The sequence below is a fragment of the Pseudomonas sp. THAF187a genome (assembly GCF_009363395.1).
GTDB lineage: Bacteria > Pseudomonadota > Gammaproteobacteria > Pseudomonadales > Pseudomonadaceae > Aquipseudomonas > Aquipseudomonas khazarica.
The window spans coordinates 618,098-637,458 of record NZ_CP045349.1; the positions used below are offsets into that span (position 1 = coordinate 618,098).

At 65.9% G+C, this 19,361-nt stretch carries 14 protein-coding genes; 12 read left to right on the forward strand and 2 right to left on the reverse strand.

Features of this window, described 5'->3' with window-relative positions; all coding sequences use genetic code 11:
- The first annotated feature begins 67 nt into the window (after positions 1-67).
- On the forward strand, positions 68-574 hold the full coding sequence (locus FIV02_RS02870) for a hypothetical protein (protein WP_152490079.1): 507 nt from the start codon (positions 68-70) through the stop codon (positions 572-574).
- 97 nt (positions 575-671) lie between these two features.
- Here the strand turns inward: FIV02_RS02870 and aceF are convergent, their stop codons facing one another.
- Both aceF and aceE read right to left on the reverse strand, forming a co-directional pair.
- The gene (gene aceF / locus FIV02_RS02875; protein WP_152487735.1) at positions 672-2,645 is read right to left on the reverse strand and encodes a dihydrolipoyllysine-residue acetyltransferase; all 1,974 of its coding nucleotides are present in this window, start codon (positions 2,643-2,645) and stop codon (positions 672-674) included.
- 11 nt (positions 2,646-2,656) lie between these two features.
- Positions 2,657-5,302, reverse strand: a complete 2,646-nt coding sequence (aceE, locus tag FIV02_RS02880; RefSeq protein WP_152487736.1) for a pyruvate dehydrogenase (acetyl-transferring), homodimeric type — start codon at positions 5,300-5,302, stop codon at positions 2,657-2,659.
- Between the two features lie 271 nt (positions 5,303-5,573).
- On the opposite strand from aceE, the gene glnE reads away from it, so the two are divergent.
- The 11 genes from glnE (at position 5,574) to FIV02_RS02935 (ending at position 19,354) form a co-directional block, all read left to right on the forward strand.
- Positions 5,574-8,516, forward strand: coding sequence for a bifunctional [glutamate--ammonia ligase]-adenylyl-L-tyrosine phosphorylase/[glutamate--ammonia-ligase] adenylyltransferase (glnE, locus tag FIV02_RS02885; RefSeq protein WP_152487737.1), 2,943 nt, complete (start codon positions 5,574-5,576; stop codon positions 8,514-8,516).
- A 56-nt stretch (positions 8,517-8,572) separates the two neighbouring features.
- Positions 8,573-9,496, forward strand: a complete 924-nt coding sequence (locus tag FIV02_RS02890; protein WP_152487738.1) for a branched-chain amino acid transaminase — start codon at positions 8,573-8,575, stop codon at positions 9,494-9,496.
- Between the two features lie 61 nt (positions 9,497-9,557).
- Complete coding sequence (gene waaF / locus FIV02_RS02895; RefSeq protein WP_152487739.1) at positions 9,558-10,601, forward strand: lipopolysaccharide heptosyltransferase II; 1,044 nt, start codon at positions 9,558-9,560, stop codon at positions 10,599-10,601.
- 2 nt (positions 10,602-10,603) lie between these two features.
- Positions 10,604-11,608: a lipopolysaccharide heptosyltransferase I gene (gene waaC, locus FIV02_RS02900; protein ID WP_152487740.1), complete on the forward strand. Its 1,005-nt coding sequence runs from the start codon at positions 10,604-10,606 to the stop codon at positions 11,606-11,608.
- Between the two features lie 9 nt (positions 11,609-11,617).
- A complete protein-coding gene (locus FIV02_RS02905) occupies positions 11,618-12,742 on the forward strand; it encodes a glycosyltransferase family 4 protein (protein ID WP_152487741.1) in 1,125 nt (374 codons plus the stop codon).
- A complete protein-coding gene (gene rfaP / locus FIV02_RS02910) occupies positions 12,739-13,545 on the forward strand; it encodes a lipopolysaccharide core heptose(I) kinase RfaP (RefSeq protein WP_152487742.1) in 807 nt (268 codons plus the stop codon). Before FIV02_RS02905 ends, rfaP begins: the two co-directional genes overlap by 4 nt.
- Complete coding sequence (locus tag FIV02_RS02915; protein ID WP_152487743.1) at positions 13,545-14,279, forward strand: lipopolysaccharide kinase InaA family protein; 735 nt, start codon at positions 13,545-13,547, stop codon at positions 14,277-14,279. Before rfaP ends, FIV02_RS02915 begins: the two co-directional genes overlap by 1 nt.
- Positions 14,276-15,019, forward strand: a complete 744-nt coding sequence (locus tag FIV02_RS02920; RefSeq protein ID WP_152487744.1) for a lipopolysaccharide kinase InaA family protein — start codon at positions 14,276-14,278, stop codon at positions 15,017-15,019. The genes FIV02_RS02915 and FIV02_RS02920 overlap by 4 nt, the downstream gene beginning before the upstream one ends.
- On the forward strand, positions 15,019-16,464 hold the full coding sequence (locus FIV02_RS02925; RefSeq protein ID WP_152487745.1) for a lipopolysaccharide kinase InaA family protein: 1,446 nt from the start codon (positions 15,019-15,021) through the stop codon (positions 16,462-16,464). The genes FIV02_RS02920 and FIV02_RS02925 overlap by 1 nt, the downstream gene beginning before the upstream one ends.
- Before the next feature lie 12 nt (positions 16,465-16,476).
- A complete protein-coding gene (locus FIV02_RS02930) occupies positions 16,477-18,231 on the forward strand; it encodes a carbamoyltransferase (protein WP_037054904.1) in 1,755 nt (584 codons plus the stop codon).
- Positions 18,218-19,354 (forward strand): glycosyltransferase, encoded by a 1,137-nt coding sequence (locus tag FIV02_RS02935; protein WP_152487746.1) that lies wholly within the window; start codon positions 18,218-18,220, stop codon positions 19,352-19,354. Before FIV02_RS02930 ends, FIV02_RS02935 begins: the two co-directional genes overlap by 14 nt.
- Positions 19,355-19,361: the final 7 nt, after the last annotated feature.

Genomic DNA, 19,361 nt, shown 5'->3' on the forward strand with positions numbered 1-19,361 from the left:
CTCAGGCCTACTTCACTATAGCGTTCGGCAAGGGTGCATCATGCAAGCGAGACTGACAAGAAAACTGATGGCCATCGTGCTGGGCGGGGCGCTTTCCGCCGCCTTGCCCGCTGTTTCCAGCGCCGACCAGAGCAAGGCTCTGCAAGGTGATGAGCAGGTCGTCTATCTAGACGGACTCAAGCGTCTCTACCTCACCGGCAACGAACGCCAGGCGCTGCTGGCGCACAGCAACGCACTGCTTGAAACCTACGCCCTGCGCGCCGGCTACCAGGTCGGGCAGGCTCAGCCGGAGGACCTGCTCTATCGCTTCAGCGTCGCCGATTCCGGTGAACTGATCCTGCGCGAGGAGCGCCGGGGGGCGGAGGGCAGCGCCATCGCCGTGCACAATCAGCGGCTCGCGGTGTTCGGTGTCGATCCGTTCATCCGCTATGAGTGTCCGACCAGCGGTATCCGTTGCGTGTTGTTCAACCCGGCTGACGGCAGCCCGTTGCTGACGATCGTGCGCGATCACCAGGGCGCGGGCGAACTGGCCAAGGCACTGAGCTTTCTGATTCGCAACGTGCAGAAGGGCTGAGAACGGTAGAAGGGATTGCCGCCAGGGATGGCAGGTAAAAAAAACCCCGCCTGAACAGACGGGGTTGAGGAGGCGAGCGTGGCGTGCTCGAAACGATTTACAGCAGGATGGTGCGGATGTCCGCCAGCAGCTGCGACAGGCGCAGGGTGAAGCGGGCGGCAGCGGCGCCATTGATCACGCGGTGATCGTAGGACAGCGACAGCGGCAGCATCAGGCGCGGCTGGAAGGCCTTGCCATCCCAGACCGGTTGCATGCTGGCCTTGCTCACACCGAGGATCGCCACCTCCGGCGCGTTGACGATCGGCGTGAAGCCGGTGCCGCCAATGTGACCGAGGCTGGAGATGGTGAAGCAGGCGCCCTGCATGTCATCGGCAGAGAGCTTCTTCTTGCGGGCCTTGTCAGCCAGTTCGGCGGCTTCGCCAGCCAGCTGCAGCAGGCTCTTCTGGTCGACGTTCTTGATCACCGGTACCAGCAGGCCATCCGGGGTGTCCACGGCGAAGCCGATGTTCACGTACTTCTTGCGGATGATCGCCTTGCCGCTCGGGGCCAGCGAACTGTTGAAGTCCGGCAGCTCCTTGAGCAGGTGCGCGCACGACTTGAGCAGCAGCGGCAGCACGGTCAGCTTGACGCCGGCCTTCTCGGCCACGGCCTTCTGCGCGACGCGGAAGGCTTCCAGGTCGGTGATGTCGGCGGACTCGAACTGAGTGACGTGCGGCACGTTGAGCCAGCTGCGGTGCAGGTTGGCGGCGCCGACCTGCATCAGGCGGGTCATCGGCACTTCTTCGATCTCGCCGAACTTGCTGAAGTCCACGGTAGGGATCGGCGGAATGCCGGCACCGCCGCTGGCAGCAGCTGCAGCAGCCTGCGGTGCGGCCTTGGCCTTCTGCATCATCGCCTTGACGTGAACCTGCACGTCTTCCTTGAGGATGCGGCCTTTCGGGCCGGTGCCGGCGATATCCGCCAGTTCGACGCCGAAATCACGGGCCAGCTGACGCACGGCCGGGCCGGCATGCACCTTGGCACCGTCGCGCTTGGGCGCGTTGGCGACTTCGGCAGCCGCCGCCGACAGCGAGGCAATGGCGCGCACTTCGGCGGCCACTTCCGGGGCGGCGCCTTCCGGCACGCGGTGCACTTCCTGGCTGGCTTGCGCCGGCGCAGCGGCCGGGGCGGAACCGGCCACCTTGAGCTTGAGGATCAGGTCGCCGGTACCGATCTCGTCATCCAGCTTGACCAGCACTGCTTCCACCACGCCGGCAGCCGGCGCAGGGATTTCCATGGAGGCCTTGTCGGACTCCAGGGTCAGCAGGCTCTGGTCGGCTTCGATGCTGTCGCCGGCCTTGACCATGATCTCGATGACCTTGCCCTTGGCGCTGGAGCCGATGTCCGGCACGTGCACGTCCTGCACGCTGCTGCCGGTCGGCGCGGCGGCCGCTGCCGGGGCAGCAGCGGGAGCGGCTTCGGCTTTCGCGGCAGCCGGCTGGGCCGCTGCGGCAGCCGGGGCGGCGCCTTCGACCTTGAGCTTGAGGATCAGGTCACCGGTGCCGATCTCGTCATCCAGCTTGACCAGCAGTGCTTCCACCACGCCGGCGGCCGGCGCGGGGATTTCCATGGAGGCCTTGTCGGACTCCAGGGTCAGCAGGCTCTGGTCGGCTTCGATGCTGTCGCCGACCTTGACCATGATCTCGATGACCTTGCCCTTGGCGTCGGAACCGATGTCCGGCACGTGCACGTCCTGCACGCTGCTGCTGGTCGCAGCCGCCGGGGCAGCAGCCGGAGCGGCCGCTTTCGGGGCTTCGGCCGGAGCCGCCGCGGCTTTCGGCGCAGGTGTCGCTTGCGCGGCACCTTCGACTTCCAGCACCAGCAGCTCGTCGCCTTCCTTCAGGCGATCACCAATCTTGACCTTCAGTTCCTTGATCACGCCGGCCTTGGGCGCGGGCACTTCCATGGAGGCCTTGTCGGACTCCAGGGTCAGTATGCCCTGGTCGGCTTCGATACGGTCGCCGACCTTCACCAGCAGTTCAATGACCTCGCCTTCACCGCCGAGGTCGGGTACGCGAATCAACTCACTCATCGCTACGCTCCTTAGCAGTCCAGGGGGTTGGCTTTATCGGCGTCGATGCCGAACTTGGCGATGGCATCTGCCAGCACCTTGGCTTCGATCTCGCCACGGTCTACCAGGGCTTCCAGGGCGGCCAGCACGACCCAGTTGCGGTCCACTTCGAAGAAGTGGCGCAGCTGCTTGCGGCTGTCGCTGCGGCCGAAACCGTCGGTGCCCAGGACCTTGTATTCCTTGCTCGGGACCCACTGACGAACCTGCTCGGCGAACAGCTTCATGTAGTCGGTGGAAGCGATGACCGGCCCCTTGCGAGCGTTCAGGCACTCTTCGAGGTAGGTCTTCTTGGGCTTCTGGCCCGGGTGCAGGCGGTTGCTGCGCTCCACGGCCAGGCCGTCGCGACGCAGTTCGTTGAAGCTGGTGACGCTCCACACATCGGCGCCGATGTTGAACTCGTCGCGAAGGATCTTCGCCGCCTCGCGGACTTCGCGCAGGATGGTGCCGGAACCCAGCAGCTGCACGTGGTGCGCGGCTTCCTTCTTGTCTTCCTCGAGCAGGTACATGCCCTTGATGATGCCTTGCTCGACACCTTCCGGCATGGACGGCTGCTGGTAGGACTCGTTCATCACGGTGATGTAGTAGAAGACGTCCTGCTGCTCTTCGGTCATCTGGCGAATGCCTTCGCGGATGATCACGGCGAGCTCGTAGCCGTAGGTCGGGTCGTAGGTGCGGCAGTTGGGAATGGTCGCCGCCAGCATGTGGCTGTGACCGTCTTCGTGCTGCAGACCCTCGCCGTTGAGCGTGGTACGACCGGCGGTGCCGCCGATCAGGAAACCACGGGTGCGGCTGTCGCCAGCGGCCCAGGCCAGGTCGCCGATACGCTGGAAGCCGAACATCGAGTAGAAGATGTAGAACGGCAGCATCGGCTGGTTGTGGCAGGAGTACGAGGTGCCTGCGGCGATGAAGGAGCTCATGGCGCCGGCTTCGTTGATGCCTTCCTCGAGGATCTGACCTTTCTTGTCCTCTTTGTAGAACATCACCTGGTCTTTATCGACCGGCTCGTAGAGCTGACCGACCGAGGAGTAGATGCCGAGCTGGCGGAACATGCCTTCCATACCGAAGGTACGGGCCTCGTCCGGGATGATCGGGACGATGCGCTGGCCGAGTTCCTTGTCCTTGACCAGCTGCGCGAGGATGCGCACGAAGGCCATGGTGGTTGAGATTTCACGGTCGCCCGAACCGTCGAGGATGGCCTTGAGGGTATCCAGCGGCGGGGTGGGGATGCTGAAGCTCTGCTGGCGACGCTGCGGTACGAAGCCGCCCAGCGCGTTGCGGCGCTCATGCAGGTACTTGTACTCGGGGCTGCCCGGCTCCGGACGAACGAACGGCAGGTTCTCCAGCTCTTCGTCCTTGACCGGAATGTCGAAGCGGTCGCGGAACTGGCGCAGGCTGTCGACATCGACCTTCTTGGTGTTGTGCGCGGTGTTCTTCGCTTCACCGGCGCCGGTACCGTAGCCCTTGATGGTCTTGGCCAGGATCACGGTCGGCTGGCCGCTGTGGTTGACCGCCTGATGGTAGGCCGCGTAGACCTTGTACGGGTCGTGGCCGCCACGGTTGAGCTTCCAGATCTCGTCGTCGGAGAGGTCCTTGACCATCTCCTGCAGCTCGGGGCTGTTGAAGAAATGCTGGCGTACGTAGGCGCCGTCTTTGGCCTTGTAGTTCTGGTATTCACCGTCGACCACTTCGTCCATGCGGCGCTGCAGGGCGCCGTCCTTGTCCTTGGCGAACAGCGGGTCCCAGAAGCGGCCCCAGACCACCTTGTTGACGTTCCACTGGGCGCCACGGAACACGCCTTCGAGTTCCTGGATGATCTTGCCGTTGCCGCGAACCGGGCCGTCGAGGCGCTGCAGGTTGCAGTTGATGACGAAGATCAGGTTGTCCAGCTTCTCGCGGCCCGCCAGGGAGATGGCACCGAGGGATTCCGGCTCGTCGCACTCGCCGTCGCCCATGAAGCACCAGACCTTCTGCTTGCCGGCCGGGATGAAACCGCGCGCTTCCAGGTACTTCATGAAACGCGCCTGGTAGATCGCCTGGATCGGGCCCAGACCCATGGAAACGGTCGGGAACTGCCAGAAGTCCGGCATCAGCCAGGGGTGCGGATAGGAGGACAGGCCCTTGCCGTCGACTTCGCGACGGAAGTTCTTCATCTGGTCTTCGTCGATGCGGCCTTCCATGAAGGCGCGGGCATAGACGCCAGGGCTGGCGTGGCCCTGATAGAACACCAGGTCGCCGCCGTGCTCGTCGGTCGGGGCCTGGAAGAAGTAGTTGAAACCGATGTCATAGAGCGTCGCCGAGGAGGCGAAGCTGGAGATGTGGCCGCCCAGATCCGGGTCGTCCAGGTTGGTGCGCATCACCATGGCCAGGGCGTTCCAGCGCACCAGCGAGCGGATGCGGCGTTCCATGAACAGGTCGCCGGGCATGCGAGCTTCATGGGTAACCGGAATGGAGTTGCGGTACGGCGTGGTGATCGCGTAGGGCAGTTGCGCACCGCTACGGGTGGCCAGCTCGCCCAGACGGGTCATCAGGTAATGGGCTCGGTCTTCACCCTCACGGTCGAGGACGGATTCAAGGGCGTCCAGCCATTCCTGGGTTTCGATCGGATCGAGGTCTTGCATGGCTTGCTCCAGGGCGGAAAGGCTTCCAGAATCGGAGGCCAGTTGGGTCTCGCCGGCTTTTTGGGCGGGCAAGTTGAAATTCTTGGATTTACCGGGGGTAGGACCGGCCGCTTGTAGTTTTACTACATTTCGACGGCGGATTCAGCCCTCTGGATACAATTCTTTAGTAGTAAAACTACAATTCGCGGCGCTGCCGGCCGCGCGTGCCCCGCAGGAGCGGGGTTCCGGGCGTTTGCACCGTGCGTCCGGCAGTCCGCCAAAAGGATAGACCATGAGCCTGCCGTTGCTGGTCGAGTTGCCCCCTTCCCTGATCGCCCTGTCCGAACGCGCCGAGCAGTCGCTGCAGACCGCGCTGGCCGAGCATGAGGGGCTGTCTGCGCGCTTCGCCGCCTGGCCGCAGGTGCGGCATGACGCCTGGCGACAGGTCGCGGCCCTGAGTGATTTCGTCGCAGAGCAGGCGCAGCGCGATCCGCAGATGTTCAGCGCGCTTGCCGAGTCGGGGGAGCTGGAGCGCAGCCTGGCGCCGGGCGAGCTGCGTCAGCAGCTGCAGGCGCTGTTGGCCGACTGTGCCGATGAGGAGGCGCTGGGGCGTTGCCTGCGGCGCTTCCGCAGCCGCCAGCAGTTGCGCATCATCTGGCGTGACTTCAGCCGTCAGGCGGCGCTCGGCGAAACCTGCCGCGACCTCTCCGACCTGGCCGACGCCTGCATCGACCTGGCCTACCACTGGCTCTATCCGCGCCATTGCGAGCAGTTCGGCACCCCGACCGGCCGGCGCAGCGGCCAGGCGCAGCACATGGTCATCCTCGGCATGGGCAAGCTCGGCGCGCACGAGCTCAATCTGTCCTCGGACATCGACCTGATCTTCGGCTACCCGGAGGGCGGCGAGACCGAGGGCGTGAAGCGCCCGCTGGACAACCAGGAGTTCTTCATCCGCCTGGGGCAGAAGCTGATCAAGGCGCTGGACGCGATCACCGTCGACGGCTTCGTCTTCCGTACCGACATGCGCCTGCGTCCCTACGGTTCGTCCGGTGCGCTGGTGTTCAGCTTCAATGCCCTGGAGCAGTACTACCAGGATCAGGGGCGCGACTGGGAGCGCTACGCGATGATCAAGGCGCGCGTGGTCGGCGGTGACCAGCAGGCGGGCGCCGAGCTGCTGGAGATGCTGCGGCCCTTCGTCTACCGCCGCTACCTGGACTTCTCCGCCATCGAGGCACTGCGCTCGATGAAACAGCTGATCCAGCAGGAGGTACGGCGCAAGGGCATGAGCGAGAACATCAAGCTCGGCGCCGGCGGTATCCGCGAGATCGAGTTCATCGCCCAGGCCTTCCAGCTGATCCATGGCGGGCGCGATCTCAGCCTGCAGCAGCGGCCGCTGCTCAAGGTGCTGGCCACGCTGGAGGGGCAGGGCTACCTGCCGCCGGCGGTGGTCGCTGAAATGAAGGAGGGATACGAGTTCCTGCGTTACGCCGAGCATGCCCTGCAGGGCATCGGTGACCGGCAGACGCAGATGCTCCCGGCGGACCCGCTCGACCAGGCGCGCGTGGCGGCGATCATGGGCTTCGCCGACTGGGCGAGTTTCCATGAGCGGCTGATGCACTGGCGTGGGCGCATCGAGTGGCACTTCCAGCAGGTGATCGCCGATCCCGACGAGGATGAAGCGCAGGGCAGCGAGGCCTGTGTCGGCGCCGAATGGCTGCCGCTCTGGGAAGGCGCGCTGGATGAGGAGGGCGCCGTGCAGCAGTTGCAGGAGGCCGGGTTCGGCGAGGCCGGAGCGGCCTTCCGGCGCCTGGTCGACCTGCGCAATGGCCCGCAGGTGCGGGCCATGCAGCGTCTCGGGCGTGAGCGGCTGGATGCCTTCATTCCGCGCCTGCTGGCCCAGACCATCGAGCACGACAGCCCCGACCTGGTGCTGGAGCGCGTGCTGCCGCTGGTGGAAAAGGTGGCGCGGCGTTCCGCCTACCTGGTGTTGCTCAGCGAGAATCCCGGCGCGCTGGAGCGCCTGATCACCCTGTGTGCGGCCAGCCCGTGGATTGCCGAGCAGATCGCGCGCTTCCCGCTGCTGCTCGACGAACTGCTCAACGAGGGGCGGCTGTACTCGCCGCCGCTGGCGCCGGAGCTCGCCGCCGAGCTGCGCGAGCGGCTGATCCGTATTCCCGAGGAGGACCTCGAGCAGCAGATGGAAGCGCTGCGCCACTTCAAGCTGGCGCACAGCCTGCGCGTGGCGGCGTCGGAGATTGCCGGTACGCTGCCGCTGATGAAGGTGTCGGACTACCTGACCTGGCTGGCCGAGGCGATTCTCGACCAGGTGCTGGCGCTGGCCTGGCAGCACACGGTGCAGCGCCACGGCCGCCCGTCGCGTGCCGATGGCACGCCTTGCGATCCGGATTTCATCATCGTCGGCTACGGCAAGGTCGGCGGCCTGGAGTTCGGCCATGGCTCGGACCTGGATCTGGTGTTCATCCATGACGGCGACCCACAGGCCGAGACCGACGGCGCCAAGCCCATCGACGGGGCGCAGTTCTTCACCCGGCTGGGGCAGCGCATCATCCACCTGCTGACGACCCAGACCACCTCCGGCGCGCTGTACGACGTGGACATGCGCCTGCGTCCATCCGGCGCGGCCGGGCTGCTGGTCAGTTCTCTGGGGGCCTTCCAGCGTTACCAGGAAAACGAAGCCTGGACCTGGGAGCACCAGGCGCTGGTCCGTGCGCGGGTGCTGGTGGGTTGCCCGCGCCTGGCGGGCGAGTTCGCCCGCGTGCGCGCCGAGGTGCTCGGGCGCCAGCGTGATGTGGTCGCGCTGCGCGGCGAAGTCAGCGAGATGCGCGCGAAGATGCGCGACAACCTCGGTACCCGCGCCACGGCGGCCGGCACCGGGGAAAACGCCTTCGATGCGGCGAGCTCCTTCGATCTGAAGCAGGATGCCGGTGGTATCGTCGATATCGAATTTATGGTGCAATACGCGGCTCTGGCCTGGTCGTGGCAACACCCGCAACTGCTTGAATTCACCGACAACATCCGCATCCTCGAGGGGCTCGAGCGGGTCGGTCTGATGTCGGCGGAAGATGCCGGGTTGCTCCGCGAGGTCTACAAGGTTTACCGCTCGGCCGCTCACCGCCAGGCGCTGCAGAAGCAGCCCGGGGTGGTGCCGGGTGATCAGTTCCAGGATGAGCGCCACGCCGTGATGCGGCTATGGCGCCAGCTGGAACTGGGTTGATGGCCGCAGGGCCGTACGAATGATCGAACCGCGAAGCGAATTGAGGAGCAGGCAAGATGTCGATGTCCGACCGTGATGGCGTGATCTGGTACGACGGTGAACTGGTACCGTGGCGCGAAGCGACTACCCATGTGCTGACCCATACCCTGCACTACGGCATGGGTGTGTTCGAGGGCGTGCGCGCCTACAACACGCCGGACGGCACCTCGATCTTCCGCCTGCAGGCGCACACCGATCGCCTGTTCGACTCCGCGCACATCTTCAACATGCAGATCCCCTTCACCAAGGAAGAGATCAACGAGGCGCAGCGCGCCGCCGTGCGTGAGAACGGCCTGGAAAGCGCCTACCTGCGCCCGATGGTGTTCTTCGGCAGCGAAGGCATGGGCCTGCGTGCCGCCGGCCTGAAGGTGCACGTGATCGTCGCCGCCTGGCACTGGGGCGCCTACATGGGCGAAGAAGCCCTGCAGACCGGTATCAAGGTGCGCACCAGCTCCTACACCCGTCACCACGTCAACATCTCCATGACCCGCGCCAAGGCCAACGGCAACTACATCAACTCGATGCTGGCCCTGCAGGAAGCGATTTCCGGCGGCGCCGACGAGGCCATGCTGCTGGACCCGGAAGGCTACGTGGCCGAGGGTTCGGGCGAGAACATCTTCCTGGTCAAGGATGGTGTGGTGTACACCCCGGAAGTGACCTCCTGCCTCAACGGCATCACCCGCAACACCATCCTCACCCTGGCCGACGAGCTGGGTATCAAGGTGGTCGAGAAGCGCATCACCCGTGACGAGGTGTACATCTGCGACGAGGCCTTCTTCACCGGCACCGCCGCCGAAGTTACGCCGATCCGCGAAGTGGATGGCCGTCAGATCGGTATCGGCCGCCGTGGCCCGGTTACCGAAAAACTGCAGAAAGCCTATTTCGACCTGGTAACCGGCAAGACCAGCGCGCACGCCGAGTGGCGTACGCGGGTCAAGTAAGCCGGTCATCTGGGCTATGACGGGGAGGCGCTGAGCCTCCCCGGTCGTTTCTGGAAAGGATATGAAGATACTGATCGTTGGGCCCAGTTGGGTGGGCGACATGGTGATGGCGCAGACGCTGTTCCAGTGCCTGAAACAGCGTCATCCCGCGTGCGAGATCGACGTGCTGGCGCCGGACTGGAGTCGGCCCATACTCGAGCGCATGCCCGAGGTACGTGCGGCGCTGAGCCTGCCGCTGGGCCATGGCGTGCTCGATCTGGGCGTGCGTCGACGCATCGGCAAGTCGCTGGCCGGTCAGTACGACCAGGCCATTCTGCTGCCCAATTCGCTGAAGTCCGCCCTGGTGCCCTGGTTTGCCGGCATCGCCAGGCGCACGGGCTGGAAGGGCGAGATGCGCTACGGCCTGCTCAACGATATCCGCACGCTGGACAAGGCGCGCTATCCGCTGATGATCGAGCGCTTCATGGCGCTGGCCTTCGAGTCGGGCGCCGAGCTGCCGCAGCCCTATCCGCAGCCACGCCTGGTGATCGACGAGGCCAGCCGTGGCCAGGCGCTGGCCAAGTTCGGCCTGCAGCTGGATCGTCCGGTGCTGGCGCTGTGCCCCGGCGCCGAGTTCGGCGAGGCCAAGCGCTGGCCGGCGGAGCACTACGCCAAGGTCGCCGAGGTCAAGATCCGCCAGGGCTGGCAGGTCTGGCTGTTCGGTTCGAAGAACGACCATGCCGGTGGCGAAGACATCCGCATGCGCTTGATTCCCGGGCTGCGCGAGGAGGTCAGCAACCTCTCCGGGCAGACCAGCCTGGCCGAGGCCATCGACCTGATGTCCGCCGCCACGGCGGTGGTGTCCAACGACTCCGGGCTGATGCATGTGGCTGCGGCACTGAATCGCCCGCTGGTGGCCGTCTACGGTTCCACCTCGCCCGGTTTCACTCCGCCTTTGGCCGATCGTGTCGAGATCGTCCGTCTGGGCCTGGAATGCAGCCCCTGCTTCGAACGTACCTGCCGTTACGGGCACTACAACTGCCTGCGCGAACTCAAGCCGCGCCCGGTGATCGAGGCGCTGGAACGATTGGTCGGTGAAACCCTGACCCTGGTCGAGGGCGACTGATCTTGCGGGTACTGATCATCAAGACGTCGTCGCTGGGCGACGTGGTACACACCCTGCCGGCGCTGACCGATGCGGCTCGCGCCATCCCCGGTATCCGCTTCGACTGGGTCGTGGAAGAAGGCTTCGCCGAGATTCCTGCCTGGCATCCGGCCGTGTCCCAGGTGATTCCGGTGGCCATCCGCCGCTGGCGCAAGCACCCGCTGCGCACCTGGCGCAGTGGCGAGTGGGCACGCTTCAAGCAGCGCCTGCGCGAGACCCGCTACGACCTGGTGATCGACGCCCAGGGGCTGCTCAAGAGCGCCTGGTTGACGCGCTATGTGCAGGCCCCCGTGGCCGGGCTGGATCGTGATTCGGCGCGGGAGCCGTTGGCCAGCCGCTTCTACGATCGTCGCTACGCGGTGGCCAAGGACCAGCATGCCCTGGAACGAGTGCGCCAGCTGTTCGCCAAGGCGCTGGGTTATGCACTGCCATCGGGCAGCGCTGACTACGGCCTCGACCGAGCGGCGCTGATGGACGCTGCGGCGCCGTCCTATCTGGTGTTTCTCCACGGTACCACCTGGGCCAGCAAGCACTGGCCTGAGGCCGACTGGCGCGCGCTGGCCGAACGCATGGACGAACTGGGCTGGGCGGTGCGCCTGCCCTGGGGCAGCGCGACCGAGAAGGCGCGTGCCGAGCGCATCGCCGCCGGGCTCGCGCATGCGGCCGTGCTGCCGAAGCTGAACCTGGCCGGAGTGGCCAAGGTGATCGCCGGGGCCAGTGCCTGCGTGTCCGTCGACACCGGGCTGGGTCACCTGGCGGCGGCGCTGGATGTGCCCAACATTTCCCTTTACGGGCCGACCTTGCCGGGCAAGGTCGGCGCCTATGGCCGTGGCCAGATTCATCTGTGTGCCAGTGGCCCGGGCGCGGGCAGCGGTGATCGCGACAAGCCCTGCTTCGACGGCCTGGGCGCCGAGCGTGTCGGCCTGGAACTGGAGGCACTGCTGCTGGCGCCTCCTGGCACCCTTTAAGGAGCGGCTATGCAGCTGGCCTTCGTTCTCTACAAGTACTTCCCGTTCGGCGGGCTTCAGCGTGACTTCATGCGCATCGCCCTGGAGTGCCAGGCGCGCGGCCACGCCATTCGTGTCTACACCCCGATCTGGGAAGGCGACACTCCCGCAGGCTTCGACGTGCGCGTGGCGCCGGTGCGGGCACTGTTCAACCACCGTCGCAACGAGAAGTTCAGCGCCTGGCTGCAGGCCGACCTGGCGCGTGATCCGGTCGACCGGGTGATCGGTTTCAACAAGATGCCGGGGCTGGACGTCTACTACGCCGCCGATGGTTGCTTCGAGGGCAAGGCGCAGACCCTGCGCAATCCGATCTACCGGCGCTGGGGGCGCTACAAGCACTTCGCCGACTACGAACGCGCGGTATTCGCGCCGGAGTCGAAGACCGAGATCCTGATGATCTCCGAGGTGCAGCAGCCCCTGTTCATCAAGCACTACAAGACCCCGCTGCAGCGTTTCCACCTGCTGCCGCCCGGTATTGCCCAGGATCGCCGGGCGCCGGCGAACGCCGCCGAGATGCGTGCGGACTTCCGCCGCGAGTTTCAGCTGGGCGACGACGACCTGCTGCTGGTGCAGATCGGTTCGGGGTTCAAGACCAAGGGCCTGGACCGCAGCCTCAAGGCGCTGGCCGCGCTGCCGCGGGAGCTGCGCAAGCGCACCCGACTGATCGCCATCGGCCAGGACGACCCCAAGCCCTTCCTGCTGCAGGTCAAGGCCCTGGGCCTGTCCGACCAGGTGCAGATCCTCAAGGGGCGCAGTGACATCCCGCGCTTCCTGCTCGGTGCCGACCTGCTGATCCATCCGGCCTACAACGAGAACACCGGGACCGTGCTGCTGGAGGCGCTGGTTTCCGGTCTGCCGGTGCTGGTCACCGATGTCTGTGGCTACGCCCACTACATCGCCGAGGCCGATTGCGGGCGGGTGCTGCCCAGCCCCTTCGAGCAGGAGCGCCTCAATCGCACCCTGGCCGACATGCTGGCCGACCCCGAGCGCCGCGCGTTCTGGGGGCGCAACGGCCTGGCCTATGCCGACAGTGCCGACCTCTATTCCATGCCGCAGAAGGCTGCGGATGTGATCCTGGCCCCGAGGTGCCCGTGAAGCTGATTCTCGCCGAACCCTTCAAGCGCCTGTGGGCGAACCGTGACGCCTTCGCTGCTGTCGAGGCGCTGCAGGGGCAGGTCTACCGCGAGCTGGACGGGCGCCGTACGCTGCGCACCGAAGTCGATGGCCGCGGTTATTTCGTCAAGATTCATCGCGGCATCGGTTGGGGCGAGATCGTCAAGAACCTGCTGACCGCCAAGGCCCCCGTACTGGGCGCCGCTCAGGAGTGGCAGGCGATCCAGCGCCTCGGCGAAGCCGGCGTGGCGACCATGACGGCGGTGGCCTACGGTGAGCGCGGCAGCAACCCGGCCCGCCAGCACTCGTTCATCATCACCGAGGAGCTGGCGCCGACCGTGGATCTGGAGCAGCTCAGCCTCAACTGGGCGCAGCAGCCACCCCGGCCCGAACTCAAGTGGGCGCTGATCCGCGAAGTGGCGCAGATGACCGGTACCATGCACCGTGCCGGGGTCAATCACCGCGACTGCTATATCTGCCACTTCCTGTTGCACACCGACCGGCCGATCCAGGCGGGCGACCTGCGCCTGTCGGTCATCGACCTGCATCGTGCCCAAGTGCGCGAGCGAACCCCGCGCCGCTGGCGCGACAAGGACCTGGCTGCCCTGTATTTCTCGGCTCTGGACATCGGTCTGACCCGCCGCGACAAGCTGCGTTTCCTGCGCACCTACTTCCAGCGCCCGCTGCGCCAGGTGCTGCGCGACGAAGCGCGCCTGCTCGCCTGGCTGGAGCGCAAGGCGGCGAAACTGTATGAGCGCAAGCAGCGCTATGGAGATGCCCTCTGATGGCTGGCTGGAACCTGGCAACGGACTATCAGGGCCTGTCCAAGGACTTCGGTTCGTTGGCGGCGGTGTTCGCGATCGAGGGGGAGCGACTGACCAGGGACCCTCTGTCCGAGGTCGTGCGGATCGAGCGTGAAGGTGTGCGTTTCTACGTCAAGCGTTACTGGGGCGCAGGCAAGGGCCTGCGCCGTTATCTCGGCCGGCCCAGGGTCAAGGCGGAGTGGCAGAACCTCAAGCTCTTCGCCAAGTGGGGCATTCCCACGGCGCCGATCGTCGCGCATGGCCTGGAGCGCAACGCCGGCGCGTTCGTGCGCGGCGCGCTGGTCACCCGGGAGCTGGAGAACACCCAGGACCTCGCGCTGATGGCCGATCAGGGTGACCCGCGGCTGCAGGATGGCGCCTGGGTAAGGGGAGTCAGCCGGCAGCTGGCGGCCAGTACCCGGGTGATGCACGACCACCACTTCACCCACAATGACCTGAAGTGGCGCAACCTGCTGGTCAACGAGAAGGCCGAGCTGTTCTTCATCGACTGTCCCACCGGCAGCTTCTGGTGGGGGCCCCTGCTGCGCTATCGCATCGTCAAGGACCTGGCCTGCCTCGACAAGGTGGCCAAGCGCGTGCTGTCGCGAACGCAGCGCCTGCGTTTCTATCTGCAGTACCGTGGCCGTGACCGCCTCGGCGCACGCGACAAGCAACGCCTGCGTCAGGTGTTGAAATTTTTCGAGGGTAGGGAATGACGGATTTCGTCTCGCAGCAGGATCGCGTGCTGCTCGAGCAGCATGGTCTGGCCAGTTTCGATGCGCTCTGGGCGTTGAAGCTGGAGGCCGTGGATGAACCGAACACCGAGCGGGGCGGCTGGAGCAGCGTCTATCGACTGGAGCTGGGTGAGCGGGCGTTCTACCTCAAGCGGCAGAGCAACCACCTGACGCGCAGCGTCTTGCATCCATGGGGAGAGCCGACCTTCGCCCGTGAGTTCCGCAACATCCGTCGTTACGCCGAGCTGGCGATTCCGGCGTTGCAGGCCGCCTTCTTCGGCGAGCGGCGCATGCCCGGCGAGCGCCGCGCGATCCTGCTGACGCGTGCGCTGGATGGCTGGCAGGATCTGGACGGCTGGCTGGCGCAATGGCCGACGCTGGGTGCGGCGCAGCAGAATGCGATCCTGCGGGCCACGGGCGACCTGGCGGGTGTCCTGCACCGGGCAGGGCAGATGCATGGCTGCTTCTACCCCAAGCACATCTTCCTGCGTGAGCAGGGGGGCGGTTTCGATGCGCAGCTGATCGATCTGGAGAAGACCCGCCCGCTGCTTTTCGGCCGCCGCGACCGGATCAAGGACCTGGAACCGCTGCTGCGTCGCGCGAGCGTCTGGAACGAGGCGAACGTCCGCACCCTGCTGGCGGCGTACCTGGGCCACAGTGAAAGCGTCGACACCTGGTGGTATCAGCTGGAAGCGCGCAAGCGCTACAAGGAGGCGCGCTGATGTCGCTGCGGGACCTGAGCCAGGCTGGACGCACGCCGGCACTGCCGCTGCAGGTGCAGATGGCCGATACCACCGTGCAGGTGAGCGAGTGGCTGCGGGTGCTGCCGGGCCAGCGCTACGTGGGCGTGGCCACCTGGCAAGGGCGCGAGGTGCTGGCCAAGCTGCTGGTTGGTGGTCGCGCGCAGCGCCACTATCAGCGCGAGCTGGATGGCGCCCGCCTGCTGGCCGGGCAGGGGCTGCCGACGCCGGCGCTGCTGGCGCATGGCTTCGTCGAGGGGCAGGGCGGCTGGTTGCTGTTCGAGTATCTCTCGGGGGCGCAAAGCCTGTGGTCGGCCTGGCAGGCCGTCGCCGCCGAACCGGTGCTGACGGATGCGCAGCAGGCGGTGCTGGGGGAGGCGCTGGCGACGGTCGGCAGCCTGCATGCGCAAGGCCTGTGGCAGGCCGACCTGCATCTGGACAACCTGTTGCGCCATGACGGCAGCCTGTACCTGATCGACGGCGGTGGGGTGTGCGCCGAGACGCCGGGTCAGCCGCTGTCACGGGCGCGTGTGCTGGAGAACCTGGGAGTGTTCTTCGCCCAGTTGCCGGCCGAGCTGGAGCCCTGCCTCGAGGAGCTGCTGATCCATTACCTGCTGGCCAATGGCGAACACGCGCTGCCGCTGGAGATGCTCCAGGCCGAGGTGGCCAAGGTGCGCCGCTGGCGCCTGCGTGACTACCTGAGAAAGGCGGCGCGTGAGTGCAGCCTGTTCACCGCGCGCATTGGCGCCTTCGGCCTGCGCGTGCTGCGCCGTGAGGCCGAGCCGGCCCTGCAGCCGCTGCTGGCCGAGCTGGATGCACGCATCGAGGGCGGGCATATCTACAAGACGGGTGGCGCGGCCACGGTGGCGCGCGTCGATGTCGATGGCAGGCCGCTGGTGGTCAAGCGCTACAACGTGAAGAACCTGCTGCACTGGTTCAAGCGCTTCTGGCGTCCGAGCCGTGCCTGGCACAGCTGGCGCGAGGGCAATCGCCTGCAGTTGCTGGGCATCGTCACGCCGACGCCGCTGGCGGTGATCGAGCGCCGCTGGTGCTGGCTGCGTGGACGTGCGTACCTGATTACCGACTATTGTGGTGGGCAGGATATAATCGCGCGTTTCGAGGCATATCAGCAGGCAACGCCCCCGGAAATCGAGTTGCTGGCGCTGGATCGACTGTTCGCGGCGATGCTGCGTGAGCGCATCAGTCACGGTGACTTCAAGGGGCACAACCTGTTCTGGGATGAGGTGCAGGGCGCCTGGTCGCTGATCGACCTGGATGCCATGCGGCAACATCGCAGTGCGCGCAGCTTCGCCCGGGCCTATGCCCGCGACCGCGCCCGTTTCCTGCGCAACTGGCCGGCGGACTCCGCCTTGCACCAGTTGCTCGACCAACGTTTACCGCAGGTGCCCGGCACCTGCCCGAATTAGAGGCTCAAACCTGTGGCATTGACCATTCTCGGCCTGTCCGGCGCCCTCAGTCACGATCCCTCCGCCGCGCTGTACATCGACGGCAAACTGATCGCGGCGGTGGAAGAGGAGCGCTTCGTGCGCGACAAGCATGCGAAGAACCGCATGCCCTACGAGTCGGCCAAGTTCTGTCTGGAACAGGCGGGTATCAAGCCCTCTGACGTCGATGTGGTGGCCATTCCCTTCGCCCCCATCAGCATCTTCGAGAAGGCCCGCTGGCAGTACGCCAAGCGCTACGCCTACGCGCCGGATCGCGCCCTCGATGCGATCCTGTTCGGCAATCGCCGCTACAAGCGCTACAAGAAGCGTATCGAGTGGTGCCTGGTGCAGCTCGGCTTCGACCTGAAGAAGGTCAAGATCGAGCCGGTCGAGCACCACCTGGCGCACGCCTCCAGTGCCTATCACTGCTCGGGTTTCACGGAAAAGACCGCGATCCTCGGCATCGATGGCAAGGGCGAGTACGCCACCACCTTCTTCGGTTACGGCGAGAACGGCAAGATCCACAAGATCAAGGAGTTCTTCGATCCGGACTCGCTCGGCGGCCTGTATGGCGCGATCACCGAATACCTCGGTTTCGAGATGCTCGACGGCGAGTTCAAGGTCATGGGCATGGCGCCCTACGGCGATGCCGCCAAGTACGATTTCTCGCGCCTGGCCAAGTTCGAGAACGGCGAGCTGATCATCAACACCGAGTACGCCAACGTCATCGGTTTCCGCCGCTACAAGGAAAACGGCAAGGGCTACTACTTCTCGCCCAAGCTGATCGAGTGGCTCGGGCCGAAGCGTGAGGGCGACATCGCCGACGACCCCTACATCCATTACGCTGCCAGCATGCAGGCGCTGTTCGAGAAGCTGGCGCTGCAGATGATGGAGTACTACCTCGGCGACATCCTCAAGGAAACCGGCAAGATCGCCTTCGCCGGTGGCTGCGCGCTGAACGTCAAGCTGAACCAGAAAATCATCGCCCGCGACGACGTCAAGGAGCTGTTCGTGCAGCCGGCTTCCGGCGACGCCGGGACCGCCGTCGGTGCGGCGGCTTACGTGTCGAACCAGCGCGGCGTGCCGGTGGAGAAGATGGAGCACGTCTACCTCGGCCCCTCCTATTCCAACGAAGACGTCATCGCCGCCTGCGCCAGGCACCCGCACCAGCCGGTGTTCAAGCGCATCGACAACACCCCGGAGCGCATCGCCCGGATCATGGTCGACGGCAACCCGGTGGCCTGGTTCCAGGGCCGCATGGAGTTCGGTCCACGCGCCCTCGGCGGGCGTTCGATCATCGGCTGCCCGAGCGTGCCGGGCGTGGCTGACCGCATCAACGAGCAGATCAAGTTCCGCGAGCGCTGGAGACCCTTCTGCCCGTCGATGCTCGACAGCGTGGCGGCGAAGATGCTCAAGGTCGATCACCCGAGCCCGTTCATGACCTTCACCTTCGAGGTCAACGAAGAGTGGAAGGAGCGTGTGGGCGAAGTGGTGCACGAGGACGGTACCTCGCGTGCCCAGGTGCTGGAGCGCCAGTACAACCCGCGCTGGTACGACCTGATGCTGGAGCTGGAGAAACTCACCGGCAACGGCGTGTCGCTGAACACCTCGCTCAACCGTCGCGGCGAGCCGATGATCTGCTCGCCGACCGATGCCCTGAACATGTTCTACGGCTCGGACCTGCAGTACCTGATCATGGAAGACATCCTCGTGGTCAAGGACGGCAAGGACTGGTATGACGGCGTCTGAACAGGCCCCGGGCCCGGCGCAGCGCTGGGTCCTGCAGTTCTGTCACGGCTATGACGGCCCGTTTCTGGATTGCGCGCGGCAATACGCGGTGCTGTTCAAGGGCACGCCGTACAAGGTCTGCACCGTCTACCTGACCGGCGCCCCTTCGGCCGAGGTCGAGCGCGGCTCGGCCTCCGACGAGGTGATCTTCCTCGACTATTCCAGCGCGCAGGTCCGTGGCCTCAAGTTGGGTGCGATCCGTGATTTCCGCCGCATCGCGGCCTCGCGCGACTTCGCCCTGTGCATCGCGCACCGCTTCAAGCCGATCTACGTCGCGCTGCTGGGCAGTGCGTTGCCGGTGATCGGCGTGCACCATGCGTTCGGCGACTACAAGCGGCGCTCCCGACAGCTGTTCGCCAACTGCTTGCGCAAGCGCCTGAGCCTGCTCGGCGTGTCCAACGCCGTACGCGACGACATGCGCGCCTGCCTGCCTTCCTGGCCAGCCGAGCGTATCGAGACCCTGTACAACCGCATCGACATCGCGGCCGTGCAGGCCGAACAGGTTTGCCGCGAGCAGGCCCGTGAGCATCTGGGTTTGCCGGCGGACGCCTGGGTGGTCGGCAACGTCGGTCGCCTGCATCCGGACAAGGACCAGGCCACGCTGATTCGCGGCTTCGCCCAGGCATTGCCGCAACTGCCTGCCGGCAGTTTGCTGGCGATCATGGGCAGTGGCCGGCTGGAGGCTCAGCTCAAGGCCCTGGCGGCCGAACTGGGTGTCAGCGATGCCGTGCGCTTTCTTGGCCAGGTGGCCAACGGCCGGCGCTATTTCAAGGCGTTCGACGTGTTCGCCCTGACCTCCGACCACGAGCCGTTCGGCATGGTGTTGCTGGAGGCGATGGCGGCTGGCGTACCGGTGGTCGGCACCGATTGCGGTGGCGGGAGCGAAGTGCTGCGGGAGGTGGGCGAGCTATTTCCACTCGGCGCTGCCAGCGAACTGGCGGAGGTGCTTGGGCGTCAGGCACAGATCAGCGACCTGCAAGCGCTGCGCGAGCGCATGCATGTGCACTTGCAGCAGCGATTCAGCGATGCGGTTGTACGTGAACGTTTCTGGTCCCTGCCGTCGTTGCGGGCGATGCTTTACTGAGATCGAT

Excerpts from the sequence above, each read along its gene's own strand:
- FIV02_RS02870 (WP_152490079.1), top strand. The coding sequence starts at position 68 with ATGGCCATCGTGCTGGGCGGGGCGCTTTCCGCCGCCTTGCCCGCTGTT.
- aceF (WP_152487735.1), bottom strand. The coding sequence starts at position 2,645 with ATGAGTGAGTTGATTCGCGTACCCGACCTCGGCGGTGAAGGCGAGGTC.
- aceE (WP_152487736.1), bottom strand. The coding sequence starts at position 5,302 with ATGCAAGACCTCGATCCGATCGAAACCCAGGAATGGCTGGACGCCCTT.
- glnE (WP_152487737.1), top strand. The coding sequence starts at position 5,574 with ATGAGCCTGCCGTTGCTGGTCGAGTTGCCCCCTTCCCTGATCGCCCTG.
- FIV02_RS02890 (WP_152487738.1), top strand. The coding sequence starts at position 8,573 with ATGTCGATGTCCGACCGTGATGGCGTGATCTGGTACGACGGTGAACTG.
- waaF (WP_152487739.1), top strand. The coding sequence starts at position 9,558 with ATGAAGATACTGATCGTTGGGCCCAGTTGGGTGGGCGACATGGTGATG.
- FIV02_RS02905 (WP_152487741.1), top strand. The coding sequence starts at position 11,618 with ATGCAGCTGGCCTTCGTTCTCTACAAGTACTTCCCGTTCGGCGGGCTT.
- FIV02_RS02915 (WP_152487743.1), top strand. The coding sequence starts at position 13,545 with ATGGCTGGCTGGAACCTGGCAACGGACTATCAGGGCCTGTCCAAGGAC.
- FIV02_RS02920 (WP_152487744.1), top strand. The coding sequence starts at position 14,276 with ATGACGGATTTCGTCTCGCAGCAGGATCGCGTGCTGCTCGAGCAGCAT.
- FIV02_RS02925 (WP_152487745.1), top strand. The coding sequence starts at position 15,019 with ATGTCGCTGCGGGACCTGAGCCAGGCTGGACGCACGCCGGCACTGCCG.
- FIV02_RS02935 (WP_152487746.1), top strand. The coding sequence starts at position 18,218 with ATGACGGCGTCTGAACAGGCCCCGGGCCCGGCGCAGCGCTGGGTCCTG.